This window comes from Rhodococcus sp. NPDC006774, assembly GCF_040636045.1.
GTDB lineage: Bacteria > Actinomycetota > Actinomycetes > Mycobacteriales > Mycobacteriaceae > Rhodococcoides.
The window spans coordinates 123,384-143,822 of sequence record NZ_JBEYIW010000002.1 but is presented as its reverse complement, the minus strand read 5'-3'; the positions used below and the strand labels follow the sequence as shown (position 1 = coordinate 143,822).

At 64.8% G+C, this 20,439-nt stretch carries 19 protein-coding genes; 13 read left to right on the top strand and 6 right to left on the bottom strand.

The window, feature by feature from the left end; all coding sequences use genetic code 11:
* The first annotated feature begins 4 nt into the window (after positions 1–4).
* The 5 genes from ABZ677_RS03680 to ABZ677_RS03660 all read left to right on the top strand — a co-directional run bounded on the left by ABZ677_RS03680 (position 5) and on the right by ABZ677_RS03660 (position 3,507).
* Entirely contained in the window at positions 5–802 is a 798-nt protein-coding gene (locus tag ABZ677_RS03680; RefSeq protein WP_037195889.1) for an S-methyl-5'-thioadenosine phosphorylase, read from the top strand.
* Positions 799–1,857, top strand: a complete 1,059-nt coding sequence (locus tag ABZ677_RS03675; RefSeq protein WP_037195891.1) for an NAD-dependent epimerase/dehydratase family protein — start codon at positions 799–801, stop codon at positions 1,855–1,857. Before ABZ677_RS03680 ends, ABZ677_RS03675 begins: the two co-directional genes overlap by 4 nt.
* Positions 1,850–2,503 (top strand): glycosyltransferase, encoded by a 654-nt coding sequence (locus ABZ677_RS03670; RefSeq protein ID WP_037195893.1) that lies wholly within the window; start codon positions 1,850–1,852, stop codon positions 2,501–2,503. The genes ABZ677_RS03675 and ABZ677_RS03670 overlap by 8 nt, the downstream gene beginning before the upstream one ends.
* A complete protein-coding gene (locus ABZ677_RS03665; RefSeq protein WP_358366662.1) occupies positions 2,500–3,150 on the top strand; it encodes a DUF2064 domain-containing protein in 651 nt (216 codons plus the stop codon). The genes ABZ677_RS03670 and ABZ677_RS03665 overlap by 4 nt, the downstream gene beginning before the upstream one ends.
* A 195-nt stretch (positions 3,151–3,345) precedes the next feature.
* On the top strand, positions 3,346–3,507 hold the full coding sequence (locus tag ABZ677_RS03660) for a hypothetical protein (protein WP_170945786.1): 162 nt from the start codon (positions 3,346–3,348) through the stop codon (positions 3,505–3,507).
* 6 nt (positions 3,508–3,513) lie between these two features.
* On the opposite strand, the gene ABZ677_RS03655 is transcribed toward ABZ677_RS03660, so the two are convergent.
* Positions 3,514–3,948, bottom strand: a complete 435-nt coding sequence (locus tag ABZ677_RS03655) for a MarR family transcriptional regulator (RefSeq protein WP_358366660.1) — start codon at positions 3,946–3,948, stop codon at positions 3,514–3,516.
* Positions 3,949–4,125: 177 nt separating this feature from the next.
* On the opposite strand from ABZ677_RS03655, the gene ABZ677_RS03650 reads away from it, so the two are divergent.
* The 3 genes from ABZ677_RS03650 to ABZ677_RS03640 all read left to right on the top strand — a co-directional run bounded on the left by ABZ677_RS03650 (position 4,126) and on the right by ABZ677_RS03640 (position 7,758).
* Positions 4,126–5,196 (top strand): DUF4185 domain-containing protein, encoded by a 1,071-nt coding sequence (locus ABZ677_RS03650; protein ID WP_094635365.1) that lies wholly within the window; start codon positions 4,126–4,128, stop codon positions 5,194–5,196.
* A gap of 23 nt (positions 5,197–5,219) precedes the next feature.
* The gene (locus ABZ677_RS03645) at positions 5,220–5,843 is read left to right on the top strand and encodes a class I SAM-dependent methyltransferase (protein ID WP_094740198.1); all 624 of its coding nucleotides are present in this window, start codon (positions 5,220–5,222) and stop codon (positions 5,841–5,843) included.
* Between the two features lie 79 nt (positions 5,844–5,922).
* The gene (locus tag ABZ677_RS03640) at positions 5,923–7,758 is read left to right on the top strand and encodes an acyl-CoA dehydrogenase (RefSeq protein ID WP_358366658.1); all 1,836 of its coding nucleotides are present in this window, start codon (positions 5,923–5,925) and stop codon (positions 7,756–7,758) included.
* A gap of 169 nt (positions 7,759–7,927) precedes the next feature.
* Here the strand turns inward: ABZ677_RS03640 and ABZ677_RS03635 are convergent, their stop codons facing one another.
* The 4 genes from ABZ677_RS03635 to ABZ677_RS03620 form a co-directional block, all read right to left on the bottom strand.
* Positions 7,928–8,914: a hypothetical protein gene (locus tag ABZ677_RS03635; protein ID WP_358366656.1), complete on the bottom strand. Its 987-nt coding sequence runs from the start codon at positions 8,912–8,914 to the stop codon at positions 7,928–7,930.
* 560 nt (positions 8,915–9,474) lie between these two features.
* On the bottom strand, positions 9,475–9,966 hold the full coding sequence (locus ABZ677_RS03630; RefSeq protein WP_037195909.1) for a flavin reductase family protein: 492 nt from the start codon (positions 9,964–9,966) through the stop codon (positions 9,475–9,477).
* Between the two features lie 148 nt (positions 9,967–10,114).
* Positions 10,115–12,397 (bottom strand): VanW family protein, encoded by a 2,283-nt coding sequence (locus ABZ677_RS03625; RefSeq protein ID WP_358366654.1) that lies wholly within the window; start codon positions 12,395–12,397, stop codon positions 10,115–10,117.
* A gap of 228 nt (positions 12,398–12,625) precedes the next feature.
* Positions 12,626–13,930, bottom strand: coding sequence for a helix-turn-helix domain-containing protein (locus tag ABZ677_RS03620; RefSeq protein ID WP_288143177.1), 1,305 nt, complete (start codon positions 13,928–13,930; stop codon positions 12,626–12,628).
* Positions 13,931–14,078: 148 nt separating this feature from the next.
* Here ABZ677_RS03620 and ABZ677_RS03615 point away from each other — a divergent pair, with 148 nt between their 5' ends.
* The 5 genes from ABZ677_RS03615 to ABZ677_RS03595 are packed head-to-tail and all read left to right on the top strand — an operon-like array spanning position 14,079 to position 18,878.
* Positions 14,079–14,900, top strand: coding sequence for an ABC transporter ATP-binding protein (locus ABZ677_RS03615; protein ID WP_230596523.1), 822 nt, complete (start codon positions 14,079–14,081; stop codon positions 14,898–14,900).
* A complete protein-coding gene (locus tag ABZ677_RS03610; RefSeq protein ID WP_037195914.1) occupies positions 14,890–15,612 on the top strand; it encodes an ABC transporter ATP-binding protein in 723 nt (240 codons plus the stop codon). The genes ABZ677_RS03615 and ABZ677_RS03610 overlap by 11 nt, the downstream gene beginning before the upstream one ends.
* 26 nt (positions 15,613–15,638) lie before the next feature.
* Positions 15,639–16,517: a branched-chain amino acid ABC transporter permease gene (locus ABZ677_RS03605; RefSeq protein WP_037195915.1), complete on the top strand. Its 879-nt coding sequence runs from the start codon at positions 15,639–15,641 to the stop codon at positions 16,515–16,517.
* 1 nt (position 16,518) lies between these two features.
* Positions 16,519–17,562, top strand: coding sequence for a branched-chain amino acid ABC transporter permease (locus tag ABZ677_RS03600; protein ID WP_037195917.1), 1,044 nt, complete (start codon positions 16,519–16,521; stop codon positions 17,560–17,562).
* The gene (locus ABZ677_RS03595; RefSeq protein WP_037195919.1) at positions 17,559–18,878 is read left to right on the top strand and encodes an ABC transporter substrate-binding protein; all 1,320 of its coding nucleotides are present in this window, start codon (positions 17,559–17,561) and stop codon (positions 18,876–18,878) included. Before ABZ677_RS03600 ends, ABZ677_RS03595 begins: the two co-directional genes overlap by 4 nt.
* Positions 18,879–19,012: 134 nt before the next feature.
* Here ABZ677_RS03595 and ABZ677_RS03590 read toward each other — a convergent pair whose 3' ends face one another.
* Positions 19,013–20,356 (bottom strand): acetyl-CoA C-acetyltransferase, encoded by a 1,344-nt coding sequence (locus ABZ677_RS03590; RefSeq protein ID WP_052048116.1) that lies wholly within the window; start codon positions 20,354–20,356, stop codon positions 19,013–19,015.
* Positions 20,357–20,439 lie beyond the last annotated feature (83 nt).

The window sequence follows — 20,439 nt, the reverse complement described above, 5'->3', positions numbered from 1 at the left end:
GTAGATGGACAACGACGCGACGGGGCGGGCCGAGATAGCCGTCATCGGCGGCAGCGGCTTCTATTCGTTCTTCGGCGGTGACGCCGAGGAGGTAGTGCTGGACACGCCCTACGGCACTCCGAGCGCCCCGATCACGTTGGGCGAGGTGGAAGGTCGGCGAGTCGCGTTTCTGCCCAGACACGGACGAAACCACGAGTACTCGCCGCACACGTTGCCGTATCGCGCCAACATGTGGGCGCTGCGGATGCTCGGAGTGCGGCGAGTGTTCGCCCCGTGCGCGGTCGGGTCCCTGGTGTCCGAGTACGGCCCGGGCACCGTCGTGATTCCCGATCAACTCGTCGACCGAACTTCCGGGCGCGCGCAGACCTACTTCGACCAGGGCGGGATTCACGTCGAGTTCGCAGACCCGTACTGCCCCACGTTGAGGAAGTCCGCGGTCCAGAACTCGGCGATCGACGGCGGCGTCATGGTCGTCGTCGAAGGTCCTCGGTTCTCCACTCGTGCCGAGAGTCAGTGGTTCGCCCGCCAGGGTTGGACGCTGGTGAACATGACCGGCCACCCCGAGGCGGTCCTGGCTCGTGAACTCGAGCTCTGCTACGCACCGATCGCGTTGGTGACCGACCTCGACGCCGGCATCGAGTCCGGTCAGGGTGTCAAGGCAGTGGACGTGTTCGCCGAATTCCAGAAGAACATCGAGCCGCTCAAGGCACTGGTGCGCTCGGCCATCTCCGACGCTCCCACCGGCGACTGCCCCACGTGTCGGGTGCACACCGGCCTGACGCTGCCGATCGAACTGCCATGACGCGGGTACTGCTCACCGGCGCAGCCGGATTCATCGGTGGACACATTCTCGATGCGGCAGCCGGCTCCGGCCACGAGGTCGTAGCCGTCGACGCCATGTTGGAATCGGCTCACGGTCCAGGAGCGCGAGCCGACGGGATCATCGATCTCGATGTGCGCGACAAGGACTCGCTCGTCGACGCACTGCGCGGGGTGGACGTCGTGTGTCACCAGGCCGCTGTCGTCGGAGCAGGCGTCGACGCCGCAGATGCCCCGGCTTACGCCAGCCACAACGACTACGGGACGGCGGTTCTGCTCGCCGCGATGTACGAGGCGGGCTGTTCTCGCCTGGTTCTCGCCTCGTCGATGGTCGTCTACGGCGAAGGGCGATACATCAATTCGTCCGGCGAGACCGTCGTTCCCCGTCCCCGCACTCGCGCCGACCTCGACGCGGGATTGTTCGACAATCGAGACCCGGCATCCGGTGAGCCTCTCGATTGGCTTCTGGTCGAAGAAGATTCGACTCTGGAACCCAGAAGTATCTACGCCGCGAGCAAACTGGCCCAGGAGAACTACGCCTCCGCATGGGCGGTGTCCACGGGCGGCTCGGTGGTCGCACTGCGCTACCACAACGTCTACGGACCGAACATGCCGCGCAACACCCCGTATTCCGGTGTGGCAGCGATGTTCCGGTCGTCTCTGGAACTCGGTCGGGCCCCGACTGTCTACGAGGACGGCAAGCAGGCCCGCGATTTCGTGCACGTCCACGACGTAGCAGCCGCCAACATCGCGTCGATCGACGCGGAGGTCGACGGGTTCACCGCCCTGAACGTCTGCTCGGGGCAGCCGATCACCATCGGCGAGGTCGCCGGCATCCTCGCCGACGCACGCGGCGGACCGACACCCGAGATCACCGGACGCTACCGAGCGGGCGACGTACGGCACATCGTCGCCAGTTCCCGACTGGCCGAAGAGACACTGGGATTCCGCGCGAAGATCATGCCGAGGGACGGTCTCACCGCCTTCGCCGACGCACCGTTGCGCGACGCCGAAGGAACGGGACCACCCCGTGTCTGAACAGGAATCGGTCACCGTCGTCATCCCCTGCATGAACGAGGCCGAATCGCTTCCGGCAGTGCTCGATTCGGTACCGGCGGGCTACCTGACGATCGTGGTGGACAACAACTCGACCGACGCCACCGCCGCTGTGGCCACTGCCCACGGAGCAACAGTGGTCTCCGAAACTGTGCCCGGCTACGGCGCAGCAGTGCACGCAGGCGTCGTCGCGGCCGACACCGACATCGTCTGCGTCCTCGACGGAGACGGCTCGATGGATCCACGCGATCTGCCGACCCTCGTGGCGGCCCTGGATCACGCGGACCTCGCCGTCGGTCGCCGCCGACCGGCGAAGGGAAGCTCTCCGCTGCACGCCAGAATCGGCAATGCCGTTCTCTCGCTTCGGCTTCGAACCAAGTACAAGCTGCCGGTACACGACCTGGGAGCCATCCGCGCGGTACGCCGTCAGGCATTGCTCGACCTCGATGTCACCGACCGCCGCTCGGGCTACCCCCTGCAGTTGCTCGTACTGGCGTCCGAAGCCGGCTGGACCGTCGTCGAACACGACGTGGACTACCGGCCACGGACAGCCGGCACGTCCAAGGTCTCGGGCTCGGTGAAGGGGACGATCGTCGCCGTGCGAGATTTCTGGAAGGTGCTCTCGTGACCGTCACCGCTCTCGTCGTCGCCAAAGCCCCCGTTCCCGGGCTGGCCAAGACACGCCTCGCCGCCACGATCGGCAACGCCGCCGCAGCCGATCTGGCCGCGGCCTCGCTGCTGGACACCCTCGACGCCGTCTCGGCCGCCGACGTCGACCGCCGTGTCGTGGCCCTCACCGGCGCACTCGCCGACGCGGCTCGTGCCGAGGAACTCACCCGGGCCCTGGCGTCGTTCACGGTGATTCCGCAGCGCGGCGACGGGTTGGGCGAACGACTGGCGAACGCACACGCCGACGCGGCCACCACCGGAGCAACTCTGCAGATCGGCATGGACACCCCACAGGTGACGGCGCAATTACTGTCCGACGCGGCCGCGTTGCTCGGCAGCAGCGACGTACTGGGATCGGCCGAGGACGGTGGCTGGTGGGCGTTGGGCCTGCGCAACCCCGACCTCGCACGGTCCTTGCTCGACGTGCCCATGTCTGCGCCGTCGACGGGCACCGACACACTCGAGGCTCTGACCGCCGCAGGAGCGTCGATCACGATGCTCCCCGAATTACGCGATGTCGATTTCGAGTCCGATCTCGACGCCGTCGCGCAATTGTGCATACCGACCAGCCGTTTCCGTATTGCCGTCACGCAATTGGAAAATTGATCGGTGCGTCGCGCGTTCCGGTAGGTCCGTTCACACCGAAAATCCATTCGCGGCCCGGAATCTCCACATCCGTTGTGGAACAGTGCGTTCGATCTGTCCGAATTGCCGGACCGTACACGACCAATTTCGAATTGCAACAAAGCCGAACCACCGTTTCACGGCGATTTCACAGACACAGGTGCTAGAAAGTGTGACATGACCGGGTTGTTGATAGGCGTAGCCGTGTGGATGGTGGTGGCGATACTCGTCGCCGTCGTCCTCGGCCGCGTCGCGCGCCGGGGTGACTCCGAAGAATTGGGGTCCACCATCGAATGGGACGTCGACACTCTCGATCACGAAGTTCACCACGAGAACTGAGGGTGTTCAGTCGACCCGTTCGACGATCTGGGTCAGAATTCGAGCCGCTGCGGCCAGAGTCTCCCGCTGCTGCGGCGTCAACGCGTCCAATTGCTCCGCGAGCGCCATTTCCCGAGCGGCTACTTCCTGACGCGCGGTCGCCGTCCCCGCATCGGTCAGCCGCAGAACCACCTGTCTACCGTCTGTCGGATGCGGCTCCCGGCACATGAGCCCCGACTCGACCAAGGCATGCGACGACCTGGACACCGACGGCGGCTTGATCCGCTCTCGGGCCGCCAACTCCCCCGTCGTCATCGGCCCCTCACGGAGCAACGTCGTCAGAATCGACAGGTGAGCGACGGGCAATCTGTCACTGGAATGGCGCAGACGGAGCCTCCGATTCAGCCGCATCGCACTGACGGACAAATCCCTCGCCAGCCGGGAATCGGGCAGATCACTCACGCTCTCCAGATTACGACACCGAGGTGCATTCGCCCGATTTCTCGAAACAGCGGATCGCCCGATTTATCCCCCCTCGAACAAACCGCTGATATGGTTCTCCTCGATTACCGGGGAGTGAATCGAAATCGGGAGAACGTCGTGAGTCGCGTGGGTTCCAGAGTATTGACCGTTGCCGTCATGGCCGTTGCCACATCGCTGCTGGTCACCGGGCCCAACGCGCTCGCCAATCCCAACGCGGTCAATCCCATTGCCGGACTCAACGGCACGTTCGGGCTCCCGCAACTGCAGGGTCGCGCACAAGCCGTCGCTCAGGTCACCGGGATGTCGAGCCCCAACAACACTCAGAACGTCAACATGATCGGCACCGATCTCGGCATCATGTGGGACAACGGCCGCGGCGAGGTACTGACTGCTTTCGGCGACACCGCCGGTCTCGGCGTACCCAACCTGCTGCAGGGCAGCCTGTGGTCGTGGCGCAGCAACGCCATCGTGCGTAGCAACGACCGCAACCTCGCCGACGGCATGAACTTCGACAGCGTCGTACTCGACCCCATCGGCCAGACCAAAGAGGTCGTCCCCAGCCCCAAGATCCCGTTCGTCGAGATCAGCCGAATCCCGACGGCAGGCGTGGCCGTCGGCGACAGTCAGTACCTGAACCTGATGTCCGTGAAGAACTGGGGACCCGCAGGAACCTGGGAGACCAACTTCTCCGGCCTGGCAGTGTCGAACGACAACGGAGAGAACTGGGCAGCACTGCCCGAGACCCAGCGGCCCAGCGTCGGCGGCGACCGTAACTTCCAGCAGAGCGCCTACCTGAAGGACGGCGGTTACGTCTACCAGTACGGCACCCCGCCCGGCCGCTTCAACCTCGGTCACGTCGCCCGCGTCAAGGAACAGGACATCGCCAGGCTCGGCGAATACGAGTACTGGACCGGGCAGGACTGGAAGAAGGGTGACCCGGCCGCAGCCGCACCCATCGTCGGCGGCGTCGGCGAACTGTCCGTCGCATACAACGCGACCCTCGGTCAGTACCTGATGATGACGACCGACAATGCCAACTCGATCGTGCTTCGGCGCTCGCCGTCGCCCGTCGGGCCGTGGAGCGCGCCGGAGGTTCTGGTCGACACCCGCGAGGTCAGCTCCATCTACGCGCCGTACATCCACCCCTACTCGACCGGCCGCGACCTGTACTTCCTCGCCACCGTCTACCAGAACTACAACGTGCTGCTGCTGCGCGCGACGCTGTAGGTACCCCCACTAGGCTTCCCCGGGTGGACGCCGCAGAGTGGGATCGCAAGTACGAAGGCCGAGAACTCGTCTACGGCGAGGCACCGAACGCAACAGTGGTGGAAGTCGCGACGACGCTGAAACGTGGTCGGGCACTCGATCTCGCGGCCGGACAGGGTCGAAATGCCATCTGGTTGGCAACCCGCGGCTGGACCGTCGACGCCGTCGATTTCTCCTCGGTCGCACTGACGAAGGCAAGTCGTGTTGCCGCTTCGGCACCGCGATCGGTGCGCGAACGCCTGACCTGGGTCCACGCCGATGTGACGCAGTTGTCAACAGAACCGAACTATGACCTGGTTCTCATGTTGTACCTCCACCTGCCCCCGGAGGAGCGGCAGGCGGCCGTTTCGAGGGCGGTGTCGGCACTGAAACCTGACGGAATCCTCATGATTCTCGGACACCACGCCGCAAACATCGAGTCCGGCGTCGGCGGCCCACAGGAAGCCGAAATCCTCTACACGCCAGAGGATTTGGCGTCGGACATCGGTACTCGACTGACCGTCCTCACCGCCGAGAACCGCTATCGCGACGTGACCGGCGGCACAGCGATCGATGCACTGCTACTGGCGAGTAGGTCTCCCCTTGGCAGCGAACCGGATCGAGGGTAATATCCCTTAAGTTACCGACGAGTAGCTAACTTGGGCGGTACTCACGAGACCGCACCACCGACTGGAGAGCGAACGAGCAATGGGCCATTACAAGAGCAACCTTCGGGACCTCGAGTTCAACCTCTTCGAGCTTTTCGGACTCGACGAGACACTCGAAGGCGACAACTTCGGCGACATGGACGGCGAAGTTGCCCGCGACATGCTGCGTGAGGTCGTACGTCTGGCCGAGGGACCGCTGGCCGAGTCCTTCGCGGACGCCGACCGCAACCCGCCCGTCTTCGATCCCGAAACCCACAGCCTGAAGCTGCCCGACTCCTTCAAGAAGTCGTTCAAGGCGCTCTACGACGGCGAGTGGTGGCGTGTCGGTCTCGACGAGGAAATCGGCGGCATGCCCGCCCCCCGCAACCTCCTGTGGGGCATCAACGAGATGCTCCTCGGCTCACAGCCCGCGGCATTCATGTACTCCGCAGGCCCCGGCTTCGCGAACATCCTGTTCCACAACGGAACCGACGAGCAGAAGGAATGGGCCAAGGTCATCGTCGAGCGCGGCTGGGGTGCCACGATGGTCCTCACCGAGCCCGACGCCGGATCCGACGTCGGCGCAGGCCGCACCAAGGCCATCAAGCAGGACGACGGCTCGTGGCACATCGAGGGCGTCAAGCGCTTCATCACCTCGGCCGTCTCCGACGACCTGTTCGAGAACATCTTCCACCTCGTACTCGCTCGTCCCGAAGGTGCCGGACCGGGCACCAAGGGCTTGAGCCTGTTCTTCGTACCGTCCGTCCTCTTCGACTTCGAGAAGGGCGAGCTGGGCGAGCGCAACGGCGCATTCGTCACCGGCGTCGAGCACAAGATGGGCCTCAAGGCCTCCGCCACCTGTGAGCTCACCTTCGGTGGCCACGGCGTCCCCGCCAAGGGCTGGCTCGTCGGCGAGGTCCACAAGGGCATCGCGCAGATGTTCGACGTCATCGAGCACGCTCGAATGATGGTGGGCACCAAGGCAATCGGCACCCTCTCCACCGGCTACCTCAACGCACTCGAGTACGCCAAGGAGCGCGTCCAGGGCGCAGACCTGACGCAGATGACCGACAAGACCGCTCCGCGCGTCACCATCACCCACCACCCCGACGTGCGTCGCAGCCTGATGATGCAGAAGGCCTACTCGGAGGGCCTGCGCGCGGTGTACCTCTACACCGCAGCGCACCAGGATCCCGTCACCGCCAAGCAGGTCTCGGACGCAGACGCAGACATCGCGTACCGCGTCAACGACCTCCTGCTGCCCATCGTCAAGGGCGTCGGCTCCGAAATCGCCTACCAGGTACTCGCAGAATCCCTGCAGACCCTCGGCGGCTCCGGATTCCTGCAGGACTACCCCCTCGAGCAGTACATCCGCGACGCCAAGATCGATTCGCTGTACGAAGGAACCACCGCCATCCAGGCGCAGGACTTCTTCTTCCGCAAGATCGCCCGCGACCGCGGCGTAGCACTGGCTCACGTTGCCGGACAGATCAAGTCGTTCATCGACAGCGAAGCAGGAAACGGCCGCCTCAAGGCCGAGCGTGCACTGCTCGCCACCGCACTCGAAGACGTGCAGGCCATCGTCACCTCGATGACCCAGCACCTCATGGGCGCACAGGACCAGCCCGCCGAGCTGTACAAGGTCGGCCTGGCATCGGTGCGATTCCTCATGGGCTTCGGCGACCTGCTCATCGGTTGGCTGCTGCTGCGTCAGTCCGAAATCGCCATCGCCGCACTCGACAACGGCGCAGAGGGCAAGGACAAGGCGTTCTACGAAGGCAAGGTCGCAGTGGCCTCGTTCTTCGCCAAGAACATCCTGCCGCAGCTCACCTCCACCCGCGCAATCCTCACCAACATCGACAACGACATCATGGAACTGGACGAAGCAGCATTCTGATTCCCTGAACTCACAACGGCCGCACCTGTTCTCGGGTGCGGCCGTTGTCGTGTGCGGGGGTCGGGGTTGCGGCAAACGCGCACGCGTTTGCCAGAGTGGCGGAGTGCGAACCCCGGGCTACCGCAAATGCGCGCGCGTTTGTCAGATGCGCGCGAATTCTGCAGGATCTTCAGGCAATTTCACGCGCGTTCGGCAGATGCGCGCGCGTTTGTCGGCCGCACGGCGTTCCCCGCACGCTCCCCCGCGGTGGCGGCAGGGCTGCAGCCCTCTCCACAGCTCGGGCTACGCGTGCCACCAGCTCCGCCGGATTCCCCAGGTCTGCCCAGGTCCAGCGCACCACGGGATAGCCGAGATCGCGCATCGCGTCCTCCCGCACCTTCTCCCTGAAGACCACGTCGCCGGGGTTCTCATCCTGCCGTAGGTACTTGGTGTACTTGGCTTTACCATCGAACTCGCAGACGACGACGCCATTGACAAGCCAGTCGATCCGCGCCAACGATCGTCCGTCCGCATCCAGGATCTCCACCTGCGACTCGACTTCGAATCCATTCTCGCGCAGAATGATTCGACTCTGAGATTCGCCGGGGTTTTCGCTCCGCCCGTCCATGAGGGACACGGCTCGTCGCGCCTGCGCCACACCTTTCCATCCCCGAGCACGCTGCAACTCCGCGTCGAGGTCCTGCGGATCGCAGCGCTTCAGAGCCGAGTCACCTGCGATCACCGCCGACAGAAGGGGCTCAGTACGGGCAAGGTCGACAACCGTCCGCGCCAACGAGGTCGCGGGAATTCCGTCGACGGTCGCGTACGGCACCCACGGCGCACAGTGCACGATCACCGCCGCGTTCGCGCGACCTCCGCCGCGGCGATGTCGGGTGACGTGGACCTTGTCGAATCCGCCAGTGGGTAACGGCAATCCGTGCAGTAGCGCCGCCGAACGGTGACTCACTGCGCTGCCCTCGGCCATCGTCGGAAATATGGCGTCGATCAACAGCCGATGGCGCTCCCGCTCCGAAAGGCCGGCAAGCCTCGACGACGGCACGTAGACGCCGTTCACCAAACGCTCCCATCCCTCGCGTTCGTACAGCGCCCGCAACTCGTGATCGGCGTGGCCATCGGCAAGCGCCTCCGAGCGTCGCACCATTCGATCATCCTTCATCCTGCGAGTCTCGACTACGCGCGCAACGACTCCGGGACGAAAGTAGCCACCTGTGCACAACTTCGGACCTGTGGATGAATACAGGTACGGGGGTACCAGTTCGCCACGCCGTCCGTCGCACAAACGCGCGCGCATTCGTCAGGTGCGCGCGGATTCGCCCACGATCAGGCCACCATTTCGCGCGCGTTCAGCAAACGCGCGCGCGTTTGCGGAATCCTGGGGAGCCGAAGCTGACGAGCGGGGACCGGGAACAGGGGAACCGGGGAACCGGGGAACCGGGGAACAGGGGAACAGGGGGACCGAGAAAACAAGGGAACAGGTCGGCGGCGCATCGTATTGCGGGCCGACCCGACGAAGCGTCGAAGGCCGAAACGAACGCCGGTCCCACAAACGCGCGCGCATTCGTCAGGTGCGCGCAGAATCGCTCACGATCTCGCCGCTATTTTGCGCGCGTTCAGCAAATGCGCGCGCGTTTGCGTAGCTCGGGGAGCCGAATGCGGAATCCTGGGGCCGGGCAGAACAGGGCCGGACCGAACAGGCCCAACGAAGTCGACCAGCCGCTACTGCTGCAGTTTGCGGAACTTGCTGCCGTGGAACACGATTGGGTTCACTTCGCTCTGCACGTCCAGGGAATGTATGCGCAGCAACACTATTGCGTGGTCACCCGCGGGGATTTGCTGCTCGATGGTGGTGTCCAGCCATGCGGTGGCACCGACGATGAAGGCTGCACCCCCGTCGGTGACGGTGAGATCGAGGCCGGCGAACCGGTCACCGGTCTTGGCGGCCAGGGTACGGACGGCGTCGTTGTGCGCCTCACCGAGAACGCTGACGCCGATATTGGGTGCCAACTCGAGTTTCGGCCATGTCGTCGACGTGTTCTGGATGCACACCGCCACCAGTGGTGGGTCGATGGACACCGATACGAAGCTGCTGGCCGCCAAGCCCACCAGGACGCCGTCGATCTTCGCGGCGATCGCGACGACGCCGCTCGGGAACTGCGCATACGCCTCACGAAGCGTCTGCTGATCGAGGACGGTGCGTGTGAGCGCCATGGACAAAGCTCCCTTTCGATCTCGTGGTGCACCCCCGCGTGGGCACAGTTCTATCGGGTGAACACCTACTGCAAGCAAACACCCGAACGGGCGGTGACGCCACAGTCCGAATCGACGTGATTCGAATTGCGATCCGGCGGTTGCGTCGTCACTCGTCTTCATCCGGTTCCGGGGCAGGGTCCGCTGCGGGTGCCGGAGCGGGGTCCGGGCGATCGGGCTGAACGCATCGGACGATGGGGATCGGGTCGTACTTCACCGTTCTGGTGTTCCGCGAAATCTCCCTGCCCGACGCGGCATCGCTGATCACCCTGGTGTCGCTGGCGGTGAATCCTTGGCCTCCACCGGACGCAACGCAACCTGCGCCTGCGGGCAGTGTCACCGTGTTCGGTGAGGTGAAATTGGTTCGCGAACCGGTGATCGATTCGACGTCGACCGTTTTCGTTCCCCACAGTCGGACGGTGACGCTGGACGAGTCGGCGAACGACTGGATGACCACGCCGGTGTCGTTCGGGTTGGTGAACTTCAGGTCGATGGCACCTTCGAACACCGTCGCCTCGCGCGCCTCGGGGTATCGGCTGATGTAGTAGCTGTGTTCGGTGTGGTCGGTGTCTTCCATGCCGCCGAAGTACGACGCGTTGTAGAGCGTCGTCGCGAACTGACTGATGCCACCGCCGACGGCGCGATCGGGACGACCGTTGTCGATGATCCCCGACTCCACGAAGCCCTGCGCGCTGCCTCGGGGACCGGTGTACCCGTTGAGCGAGAACGTTTCTTTCGGCTTCACGAGCGCACCGTTCACGATCTGCGCGGTCAGCCCGATGTTGACGCCCGACGCGTACTCGAACCCGCCGGTGGTGTACTCGGCGATCACTTCTCGGACACCGAGATTCTGCGCGGCTTCGGTGGTGAGAGCGGGCGGGGCCGGTTCGTAGATCGCCTCGGTGGTGCGGGGTCCGTCCGCGGACAGCAGCGCGGGCAGCTGCTCGAGAGTCTTGCGCCACTCCACCAACTCGCCCATCTCACCGGGGACGACGGTCGGGGCACCGCCGGAGAAGGTGAACGACGCGTCCGTCGGCGGTACCTCGGTGCGCACGAGTTGCGGCGCGAGAATGCCTGTGGCGACGTCGGTGTCGTAGATCGGAGTCAGTCCACCCTGGCCGTCCGGGTCGAAGCGCAGAACCTCGCCCACACGATCCGTCGGAAGGATCGCGTCGACGTTCTGCCTGCCCGCTACGGTCACCGGTGCCTCCACCGCTGGAACGGCGATGTCGGCGAACGCTCGATCCACGGCCTCCTGAGTCACCGTGACGGGTGTTGTTTCGTAGACCGCTTCCGTTGCGCCCGAGGCCCATTCGGCCTGCAGGTTTCGACGCGTCCCGTCGGCGTCGAGTACCCGGCCGGACAGCGGCGCAACGGCAATCGGTGCGCTGCCGTCGAACACGACGTCACCTTCGACGGGATCACGGTCGGTCTCGACGCGCAATCCGTCGACGGCAGCAGTGAGGGCTTGCTCGTCCGTGGTCGACACGACGCCGATCTCGCGGCTGCCGAACAACGACGTCAGACGAGTGATCGGATTGATCGGCTGCGATCCGGCGCGGTCGAGCGTCGCGTTCCAGTCCACACCGAGACCGGCAGCGGCAGGCAGTACCTCGACCTGTCGATCGCCGACGTCGACCGACACGGGCTGCTCGGCACGAGCACCCAACTCCGAGCGCAGGAGAGCTTCGGCGTCGGAGTGGCTCTTACCGCCGACCTCGATCCCGGCGACGGTGACGCCGCGGGGCACTCGATCGCTGGAGGTGATCCAATCCGCCGCGTACAGCAGCGTGAGAACTGCAACCACCGCGCCGGTTCCGATCGCGATCTTCCGCCACGGCGGCACGAACCCGGACCCGCCGGCGGGCGGGGTTGCGCCGTCCTCCGGCGGAATCACGGGTGGTTGGACCGGCGACTCGGATTCGGGAGAAACAACCGTCTCGGTAGGAGCATCGGTATCAGCAGGAACATCGGCGTCGGCAGGAGCAACGGTGTCAGCGGGAACAACTGGCTGCGCGACGGTCGGCGACTCGTCGGCTACGGGCGGCTGCTGCGGGGCCGTGATCGGATCGGGCTCGGCGTCCTCCGGCACGACGGCTGCGGCGTGGGCTTCGGTGGCCTCGGCATCGTCGACGGCCGGATCTGCGGTAACCGGATCGGTGTCCTCGGACTCGGGCTCAGCGGTGTCGGCTTCCGCCTCCAGTGCCTGCTCGGGCTCTGTTTCCGGAGTCTGCTCTGCCGGAACCTGCTCGGCCTCGGATGCATGCTTCGAATCGGTCGCCTCGTCGCGGATCGCACCGAAGACCTCGGTGGGAGCGTCGTACGGCCGTACGTCGGGTTTCGGTTCGGCACCGTTGGGTGCGTCACCCGACCTACTGTTGCCCTCGCTCACGTTCGACCCTTCCAGGACCACCGTTGGTTGTTGTTCCGCCCTTCTGCACGGCGTACCCCTCGCACGAGCTTACGCAAACCGAACGGTGACGCTCACTCGGAGACCATCGGCACAGAAACGAGAAAGGCCCCGCGCTGCTGCCGGGTCGGGGGTCAGGCAGCAGCACGGAGCCACTCGGAATATAGGCACACCGCACCACGCCGTTACACCGACTTCGAAATTGTCTCGTCAATTCATTCGGTTGAATGATCCACGGGGTGTCGAACTGTCCCCTTGCCCGACGGCTCGGGTCCAATGTCCCGTCCTGACCAGTGCCAGCGTGAGCAAGAGCCGATCTCGCGGATCGGTCAGATCTTGCCCGGTCAACTCCTCGATTCGGTGGACCCGGTAGATCACGGTGTTCCGGTGGCAGTAGAGCGCCTTGGCCGCGTTGGTGGGCGAACCGTCCGACGCGAGCATGTGCGCCAGGGTGTCGAGCAGCGTTCCTCGATGTGGCTCCGGGTGCGTCCACAGTTTTCCCAGAGCGTGACGCACCAGCAACTCCGACGATCGATCGTCGGCCGCCATGATCACGCGGGGCAGTCGGTCCGTCGCCAAGGCCACGCCGCTGTCTTCGGTGATGGTCTCGGCCGTCAACGCCGCGAGGCGATACGCCGCAGCGAACGACGACAGACCCTCCGGCGAATGCGCAACACCCACCGGCCCGACGGCCCGAGCAGCGAGAGCGTCGACGACGGAGTTCCACGATCCCGTTCCGAGTGCGACGAGCGCGAACTGGTGGCCGTCCCTGGTGTTCCAATGCGAGACCGCACCGATCTGATCCAACGCGTCCTCGGGTGCCGGGAGCGGCGGCGACCCCTGATCGTCGAGCGGGCCGACGACACACGCGATCTGCTGCGAGGCCGAAAGGCCAAGGGTGGCACGTGCTTCCATGACGAACGCCGGATCACCGCCTCGCCCCGATCGTAGGCCGTCGAGTATCACCAGAACGTTGGCGAGATCGCGCTGCTGCATCCGGGCGCTTTCCTGCCGGTATGCCTCGACGAGGGTTTCGTACTGACTGTCGAGTGCGCGCCACAGCTGTTGACCCGCCACGAGCAGCAGATGCTCGTCGATGCTGGTTCGACACTGCTCGCGCTCGAGCATCAGCTCCTCCCACAGCGTCCGACTCCCCAGCGTGTACGCCTTGAGCACCAGTTCCATCGGAATCCCCTGGCGTGCACGCTCTCTGCCGGTACGACGCCACACCTCGCGCGCGTTGTCGCCCGCGGCGGGCAGCCCCGACAGGGTGCGGAGACCTTGATTGATGTGCTCGCGAGTGCTGCGACGAATTTCGCCTGCGATGTCCGGAGTGGAGCTGGCCAGGTAGGCGGGCTCCTGCTCGATCAACGCCAGCGTGATGGAGTCCGCGATCGAATCCGCTCGTGAGGTCAGTGCTGCCCACGCGCGTCGGATCTGTTCCTGGTCGGAGTCCGTCACCGCTCCGCGAGCAGCGGAACGCGCCGATGCGCGTCGACCATCGGGGGCACCCACCTGCACAGTTTTGCGCACTGAGCCCACATGGCAGGTCGATTTGACCGTTATTGGTGCCCAGGGACCCAAACATTCTGTGCGCAGTGCCCATATCCCCCGTTGTGCGAAACGCACCATAGTGAACGCAACAGATTGTGAGGTGGATCACTTGAACTCTCTCGATACGAAGGACCCGGTCCTCACCATGACGGACGTCGAGGTGTCCTTCGGCGGAATCGTCGCGCTGTCCGGAGTCAGTCTCGAGGTGCGACCCGGCGAAGTCCTCGGCGTCATCGGGCCCAACGGTGCAGGCAAGACGACTCTGTTCAACGTTGCGTGCGGACTCGTTCGTCCCCAATCGGGGACACTCGGACGACTCGGCCAACCGTTGACCCGGCTACGACCGCACGACCTTCCCCGGCTCGGCATGAGCCGAACTCTCCAGGGACTCGGACTGTTCGATCGCATGACGGTTCTGGACAACGTCATGGTCGGTGCCGACCGAACAGCGCACACCGGGATCCTCGCCGGCCTCCTCGGCCTACCGTCGAGTGCCTCCGACGACGCTGCGGTCCGCTCCACCGCGATGGCAACCCTCGAACGCCTGCGGATCGACGGCTATGCGCACCGATTGCCACCGAGCCTGCCGTACGCGGTGCGCAAACGCGTCGCACTCGCACGCGCCCTGGTGAGCGAACCGACATTGCTCCTGCTCGACGAACCCGCCTCGGGTCTGTCCAGTGACGAAATGAGCGAACTCGGCGACGAGATCCGTTCTCTCGCAGTTTCACCCACCGGTTCCGAGCCGGCAGGACCCGCAACATCGGTCATGCTCGTCGAACATCACATGGATCTCGTCATGAGTGTGTGCGACCGGATCTACGTGCTGGATTTCGGCAAGGTCATCGCACAGGGAACACCCGACGAGATTCGCGAGGATCCTGCCGTGCTCGCTGCATATCTCGGAAACGAAGTGGCACATGAAGACTGACGCGGCGCACCTGACGATCACCGATCTGACCGTTCGATACGGCCCGGTCACCGCTCTCGACTCGGTGTCGATGACCGTCACGGCCGGAGCCGTCACGGCCGTACTCGGCGCAAACGGAGCAGGGAAGACGACTCTGCTGCGCACCATCTCGGGATTGCTGAAACCGGTGTCGGGGAGGATCGAACTCGCCGGGGCCGACATCGTCGGTGTGGCACCGGATCGCATGTCCCGCAAAGGTCTTGCGCACGTTCCCGAGGGCCGGGGCGTGATAGCCGAGTTGACCGTCGACGAGAATCTTCGACTCGGTGCGATGGGACGCAACCGAAGCCACGACGCCGTCACCCTCGACCGCATCTACGACATGTTTCCGCCCCTGACCGGTCGTCGAGCATCCTCGGCACACACTCTGTCCGGTGGCGAGCGGCAGATGCTCGTGATCGGGCGAGCGCTGATGGCGACACCGTCGGTGCTTCTGCTCGACGAGCCGTCGCTCGGACTCGCACCGAAAGTTGCCGCGCAGATATTCGAGACGCTGCGTGCGCTCGTCGACTCCGAGTCGATGACCGTCGTGCTCGTCGAACAGAACGCCCGCAGCGCGCTGTCGATCGCCGAACATGCCGTCGTCCTGGATCTGGGCAAGGTCGCGGTGGAAGGTCCCGCCGACACCTTGGCCGGGGACGATGCCCTCCGACACGCCTATCTCGGGTTCTAGAGCAAGCCGAAAGGACGCCAGCCACAGTGCAACAACTGCTCACCATCCTCATCAACGGCGTGACAACAGGCATGATCTACGCCGCGTTCGCGCTCGCCCTCGTACTCATCTGGCGATCGACCCGCATCGTCAACTTCGCCCAGGCTCCGATGGCCATGATCACCACGTACGTGGCACTGGTCGTCATCGACGCCGGCTACTCGTACTGGATCGGATTCGGAGTCGCGCTTCTGTGCGGCCTGCTGCTGGGAGCCTTGACGGAGCGACTCGTCATCCGATTCGTCGACAGCTCGTCGCACATCAACCCGGTCATTCTCACGCTCGGGTTGTTCATCATCATCCATGCGGTGGCCGCCATCATCTTCGGCAACCAATTCCGGTCCTTCCCTGCACCGTTCGGCCTCACCGGCCAGCGGATCGGCGACGTCAACGTGGCGTTGACCGGATACGACATCTTCAAGATCGTCGCCGTCCTCGTGGTTCTGGGGTTGCTGATCCTATTGTTCCGGTTCACCGATCTGGGACTGAAGATGCGCGCGAGCGCCTTCGAGCAGGAGGTCGCCAAACTCCTCGGAGTACGCGTGAGTCGAATGCTCACTCTCGGTTGGGCTCTGGCCGCAGTGGTCGGGTCGCTGGCCGGACTGCTCATCGCGGGTGGCTCGCTGGTGCATCCGGGCTACATGGACTCGATCGTCGTATTCGGTTTCGTCGCAGCAGTTCTCGGCGGACTGGACAGTCCGGCGGGCGCGGTGGTCGGCGGCCTGTTGATGGGCGTCGGGCTCAGTTTCGTCAGTGGCTATCTCGGTCAGGATCTGGTCTCCAGCGCGGCATTGGTGATCCTGATCGTCGTACTTCTACTGCGACCGAGCGGGTTGTTCGCCGGCTCCGCGGCCAGGAGGGTGTGACATGAACGCAACTCTCACTCGCCTCACCGCAACGCCGGTTCGACGCCACGTCCTCGGGGCCGTCATCGGACTCGTCGTCATCGTGCTCGCCCTCGAATCTCTGAGCACCTTCCGTCAGAGCCAACTCACCTCGGTCGCCTACCTGGCCATCGCGGCCGGCGGACTGACGGTACTGACCGGGTTGAGCGGCCAGCTGTCGCTGGGGCACGGTGCGTTCATGGCGGTCGGTGCGTACACCGCGGCATTGATGTTGCGGGCCAACGATTCGGGATGGTCGGTACCCCTGGTTCTGCTCGCCGCCACCGTGATCTCGGCCGTGGTGGGTGTTGTGGTCGGTGTGGCCGCCGCCCGACTGCACGGGCCGTACCTGGCCGGTGCGACGCTTGCGCTCGCCGTCGCGGTACCGGGCCTTGCCCTGTACTTCTCGGACTACCTCGGCGGTGAACAGGGACTCGTCGTCCCGGCGCCGAAAGTGCCCGAGCTGATCGACGACGTGATGTTCTTCGTCACCGGAAACGAGCTCAGCGGAACGAAATTCGTCGCCTACGTCAGCTGGCTACTGCTGGTGATCGTGTTCTTCCTGTTGGCGAACGTCTCGTCGAGCCGAATCGGACGTCGCTGGCGTGCCGTTCGGGACGACGAGGTCGCCGCCGAGCTGTCCGGTATCGATCTCGGACGCGCACGCATTCTCGCGTTCGTGGTCAGTGCGGCCTGTGCGGGCGCGGGCGGTGCGGTCCTGGCGATGTCGGCACGAATCGCGGCACCGAGCGGTTTCACCCTGACCCTCTCGCTGACCCTGCTCTCCGCCGTCGTCATCGGCGGGCTGGGAACCCTCTCCGGCGCGCTGATCGGGGCCGTTCTGCTGACCTACATCCCACCGGTGGTCACCAACCTCGGGCTCGATGTGGGGCTGAGCAGTCTGCAATCTGCCGAACTCGCACCGTTGGTGACCGGAATCTTCACCGTCCTCGTGATCCTCTTCGCCCCACTGGGTTTGGTGGGCACGTATCGCAAGTTACGTACAACCAGAAAAGGAATGAAATGAAAAAGTTCGGATCGGTGGCGTTCAGAACGACCGCGCTCGTCGCCGTCGTCTCGTTGGCCGCGGCGTGCGGTGCAGGTGGCCGAGAAGAGGCGACGGAATCCTCGGAAGGGTCGACGGTCGGCATCACCGACACTTCGGTGAAGATCGGTGCCCACTTTCCGTTGACCGGGGTCGCAGCGCCCGGATACAGCGAAATCCCCACGGGCGCACAGGCCTACTTCGACTACGTCAACGCTGCGGGCGGCATCAACGGCCGACAGATCGAGTACGTGGTTCGAGACGACTCCTACGATCCGACGACCACCACCCAGGTCGTCAACGAACTGGTCCTCCAGGACGAGGTGTTCGCCGTCGTCGGCGGTCTCGGCACGGCGACCCACAGCGCGGTCATCGACTTCCTCAACGAAGAGGGAGTGCCGGACCTGTTCGTCTCCTCCGGCGCGATCATGTGGGGCAACGATCCGGAGAAGTACCCCAACACCTTCGGCTGGCAGCCCGACTACCAGGTCGAGGGCAAGATCATCGGCGACTGGGTGACGAAGAACCGTCCCGACGCCAAGGTCGGACTGTTCCTCCAGGACGACGACCTCGGCCGAGACAGCGAAGAGGCGGTGCGCCAGTATCTCGACGATCAGATCGTCGAGGTCGTGCGGTACACCTCGGGCAACACCGACGTTGCACCTCAGATCGCGGCCCTGCAAGGTGCGGGAGCAGATCTGATCCTCGGCTTCAACGTTCCCTCGTACACCGCGCTGAGCCAGCTGACAGCCATGCGGCTCAACTACGACCCCGAGTGGTTCTACAGCTCGATCGGTTCCGACGTCGACCTCGTCGGCTCTCTGCTCGGACGCTTCTCCCAGGGTGCGGTCACCGACGGCGCGCAGTCGCTCGAAGGCATGATCTCGCTGGAGTACATCCCGGGCGTCGACTCGCCGGAGAATCCGTGGACCCAGCTGTGGCAGAAGGTCTGGGCGGAGAACGGGACGGGTGACCCCCTGACCAACTACCGCATCTACGGTCTGAGCCAGGCATACGCGTTCGTGCAAGCCCTCGAGGCGGCGGGCGAGAACCCCACACGTGAGGGCATCGTCGCAGCCATCCAGGACGGCGGAATGGACTTCGAGGGACCGCAGTTGGCCCCGTTCCGGTACTCGGAATCGAGCCACCTCGGAATCTCCGGTGCCAGTGTCTTCCAGATCAGAGGCGGCGTACCCGAGTACCTGACTCCGGTACTGCAGACCGACATCGGGGATTCGGCCGTCGAGGAATACACCGGCGAGGAGTCCACGCCACCGGAAAGCGGCATACCCGGCTGATCACACGAAAAAGGGGCACGCATCATGCGTGCCCCTTTTTCACGTCGTGGTCGGTAGATCCGTCGAACCCCTCGATCGGACGGATCCACCGACCCTCACGTCCCCCGGACTGTGAGCAGCCGAAGCTGCAGTGATCAGCGCTCGATGATCGCCGTGACGCCCTGGCCACCGGCCGCGCAGATCGAGATCAGGCCACGGCCCGAGCCCTTCTCGGCCAGCATCTTCGCCAGCGAGGCCACGATGCGTCCGCCGGTCGCGGCGAACGGGTGACCTGCAGCGAGCGAGGAGCCGTTGACGTTGAGCTTGCTGCGGTCGATGGAACCGAGCGCACCGTCGAGGCCGAGCCGCTCCTTGCAGTACTCGTCGCTCTCGAAGGCCTGCAGAGTTGCGAGCACCACCGAAGCGAACGCCTCGTGGATCTCGTAGTAGTCGAAGTCCTGCAGCGTCAGGCCGTTGCGAGCGAGCAGACGCGGGATCGCGTAGGTCGGAGCCATCAGCAGACCGTCCTTGAACGATCCGTTGCCGTGGACGTAATCGACTGCAGCGGTCTCGGAATCCACCAGATGCGCCAACACCGGCAGGTTGCGCTCGGCAGCCCACTCGTCACTCGACAGCAAGGCAGCCGACGCACCGTCGGTGAGCGGCGTCGAGTTACCCGCCGTCATGGTGGCGTCGCCCAGCTTGGTTCCGAAGACCGGCTTGAGGGTCGCGAGCTTCTCCACGGTCGATCCCGGACGCAGGTTGTCGTCGCGAGTCAGGCCGAGGAACGGCGTCACCAGATCGTCGAAGAAGCCGCGATCGTACGCAGCCGCCATGTTGTGGTGGCTCGCTGCGGCCAGCTCGTCCTGGTCCTCGCGGCGGACACCGAATTCCTTGGCGGTGATGGCGGCGTGGTCACCCATCGACAGGCCTGTACGCGGCTCGCCGTTGCGCGGGATCTCGATGCCGAGCATGCCGGGACGGACGTTACCGAGGAGCTTGATGCGATCGCCGGTGCTCTTCGCCCGGTTCAGGGAGAGCAGGAACTCGCGCAGCTCGTCGTTGACACCGATCGGAGCGTCGGAGGTGGTGTCGACACCGCCACCGATGCCGGCATCGATACGGCCCGACGCGATGGCGTCGCCGACGGCGATGATCGACTGCAAGCCGGTGCCGCAGGCCTGCTGGATGTCGAAGGCCGGGGTGTACGGGCTCAATGCGCTGCCCAGTACGACCTCGCGAGTGAGGTTGAAATCGCGTGAGTGCTTGAGCACGGCACCGGCGGCGACGAGGCCCAGCCGCTCGCCCTGCAGACCGAATCGCGAGACGAGCCCGTCGATGGTCGCGGTGAGCATGTCCTGGTTGGACGCCAGCGCGTACTTCTTGTCCGAACGCGCGAAAGGAATGCGGTTGCCACCGACAATTGCGACCGGTCGTAGCTGCTTGCTTGTCACTGACGTCTCCAAACATCGTGGAAAAAGGCCCTGGTGGAGTTTCATCTTACTGGCGAGTAAGTTGGTTGTCGACACCCGGTCGTGCGCCTCGCTCCCAGAGCGAGCAGCGCTGAATGAAAGGTACGACA

Excerpts from the sequence above, each read along its gene's own strand:
- ABZ677_RS03680 (WP_037195889.1), top strand. The coding sequence starts at position 5 with ATGGACAACGACGCGACGGGGCGGGCCGAGATAGCCGTCATCGGCGGC.
- ABZ677_RS03675 (WP_037195891.1), top strand. The coding sequence starts at position 799 with ATGACGCGGGTACTGCTCACCGGCGCAGCCGGATTCATCGGTGGACAC.
- ABZ677_RS03660 (WP_170945786.1), top strand. The coding sequence starts at position 3,346 with ATGACCGGGTTGTTGATAGGCGTAGCCGTGTGGATGGTGGTGGCGATA.
- ABZ677_RS03650 (WP_094635365.1), top strand. The coding sequence starts at position 4,126 with ATGGCCGTTGCCACATCGCTGCTGGTCACCGGGCCCAACGCGCTCGCC.
- ABZ677_RS03640 (WP_358366658.1), top strand. The coding sequence starts at position 5,923 with ATGGGCCATTACAAGAGCAACCTTCGGGACCTCGAGTTCAACCTCTTC.
- ABZ677_RS03635 (WP_358366656.1), bottom strand. The coding sequence starts at position 8,914 with ATGAAGGATGATCGAATGGTGCGACGCTCGGAGGCGCTTGCCGATGGC.
- ABZ677_RS03630 (WP_037195909.1), bottom strand. The coding sequence starts at position 9,966 with ATGGCGCTCACACGCACCGTCCTCGATCAGCAGACGCTTCGTGAGGCG.
- ABZ677_RS03610 (WP_037195914.1), top strand. The coding sequence starts at position 14,890 with ATGAAGACTGACGCGGCGCACCTGACGATCACCGATCTGACCGTTCGA.
- ABZ677_RS03600 (WP_037195917.1), top strand. The coding sequence starts at position 16,519 with ATGAACGCAACTCTCACTCGCCTCACCGCAACGCCGGTTCGACGCCAC.
- ABZ677_RS03595 (WP_037195919.1), top strand. The coding sequence starts at position 17,559 with ATGAAAAAGTTCGGATCGGTGGCGTTCAGAACGACCGCGCTCGTCGCC.
- ABZ677_RS03590 (WP_052048116.1), bottom strand. The coding sequence starts at position 20,356 with ATGAAACTCCACCAGGGCCTTTTTCCACGATGTTTGGAGACGTCAGTG.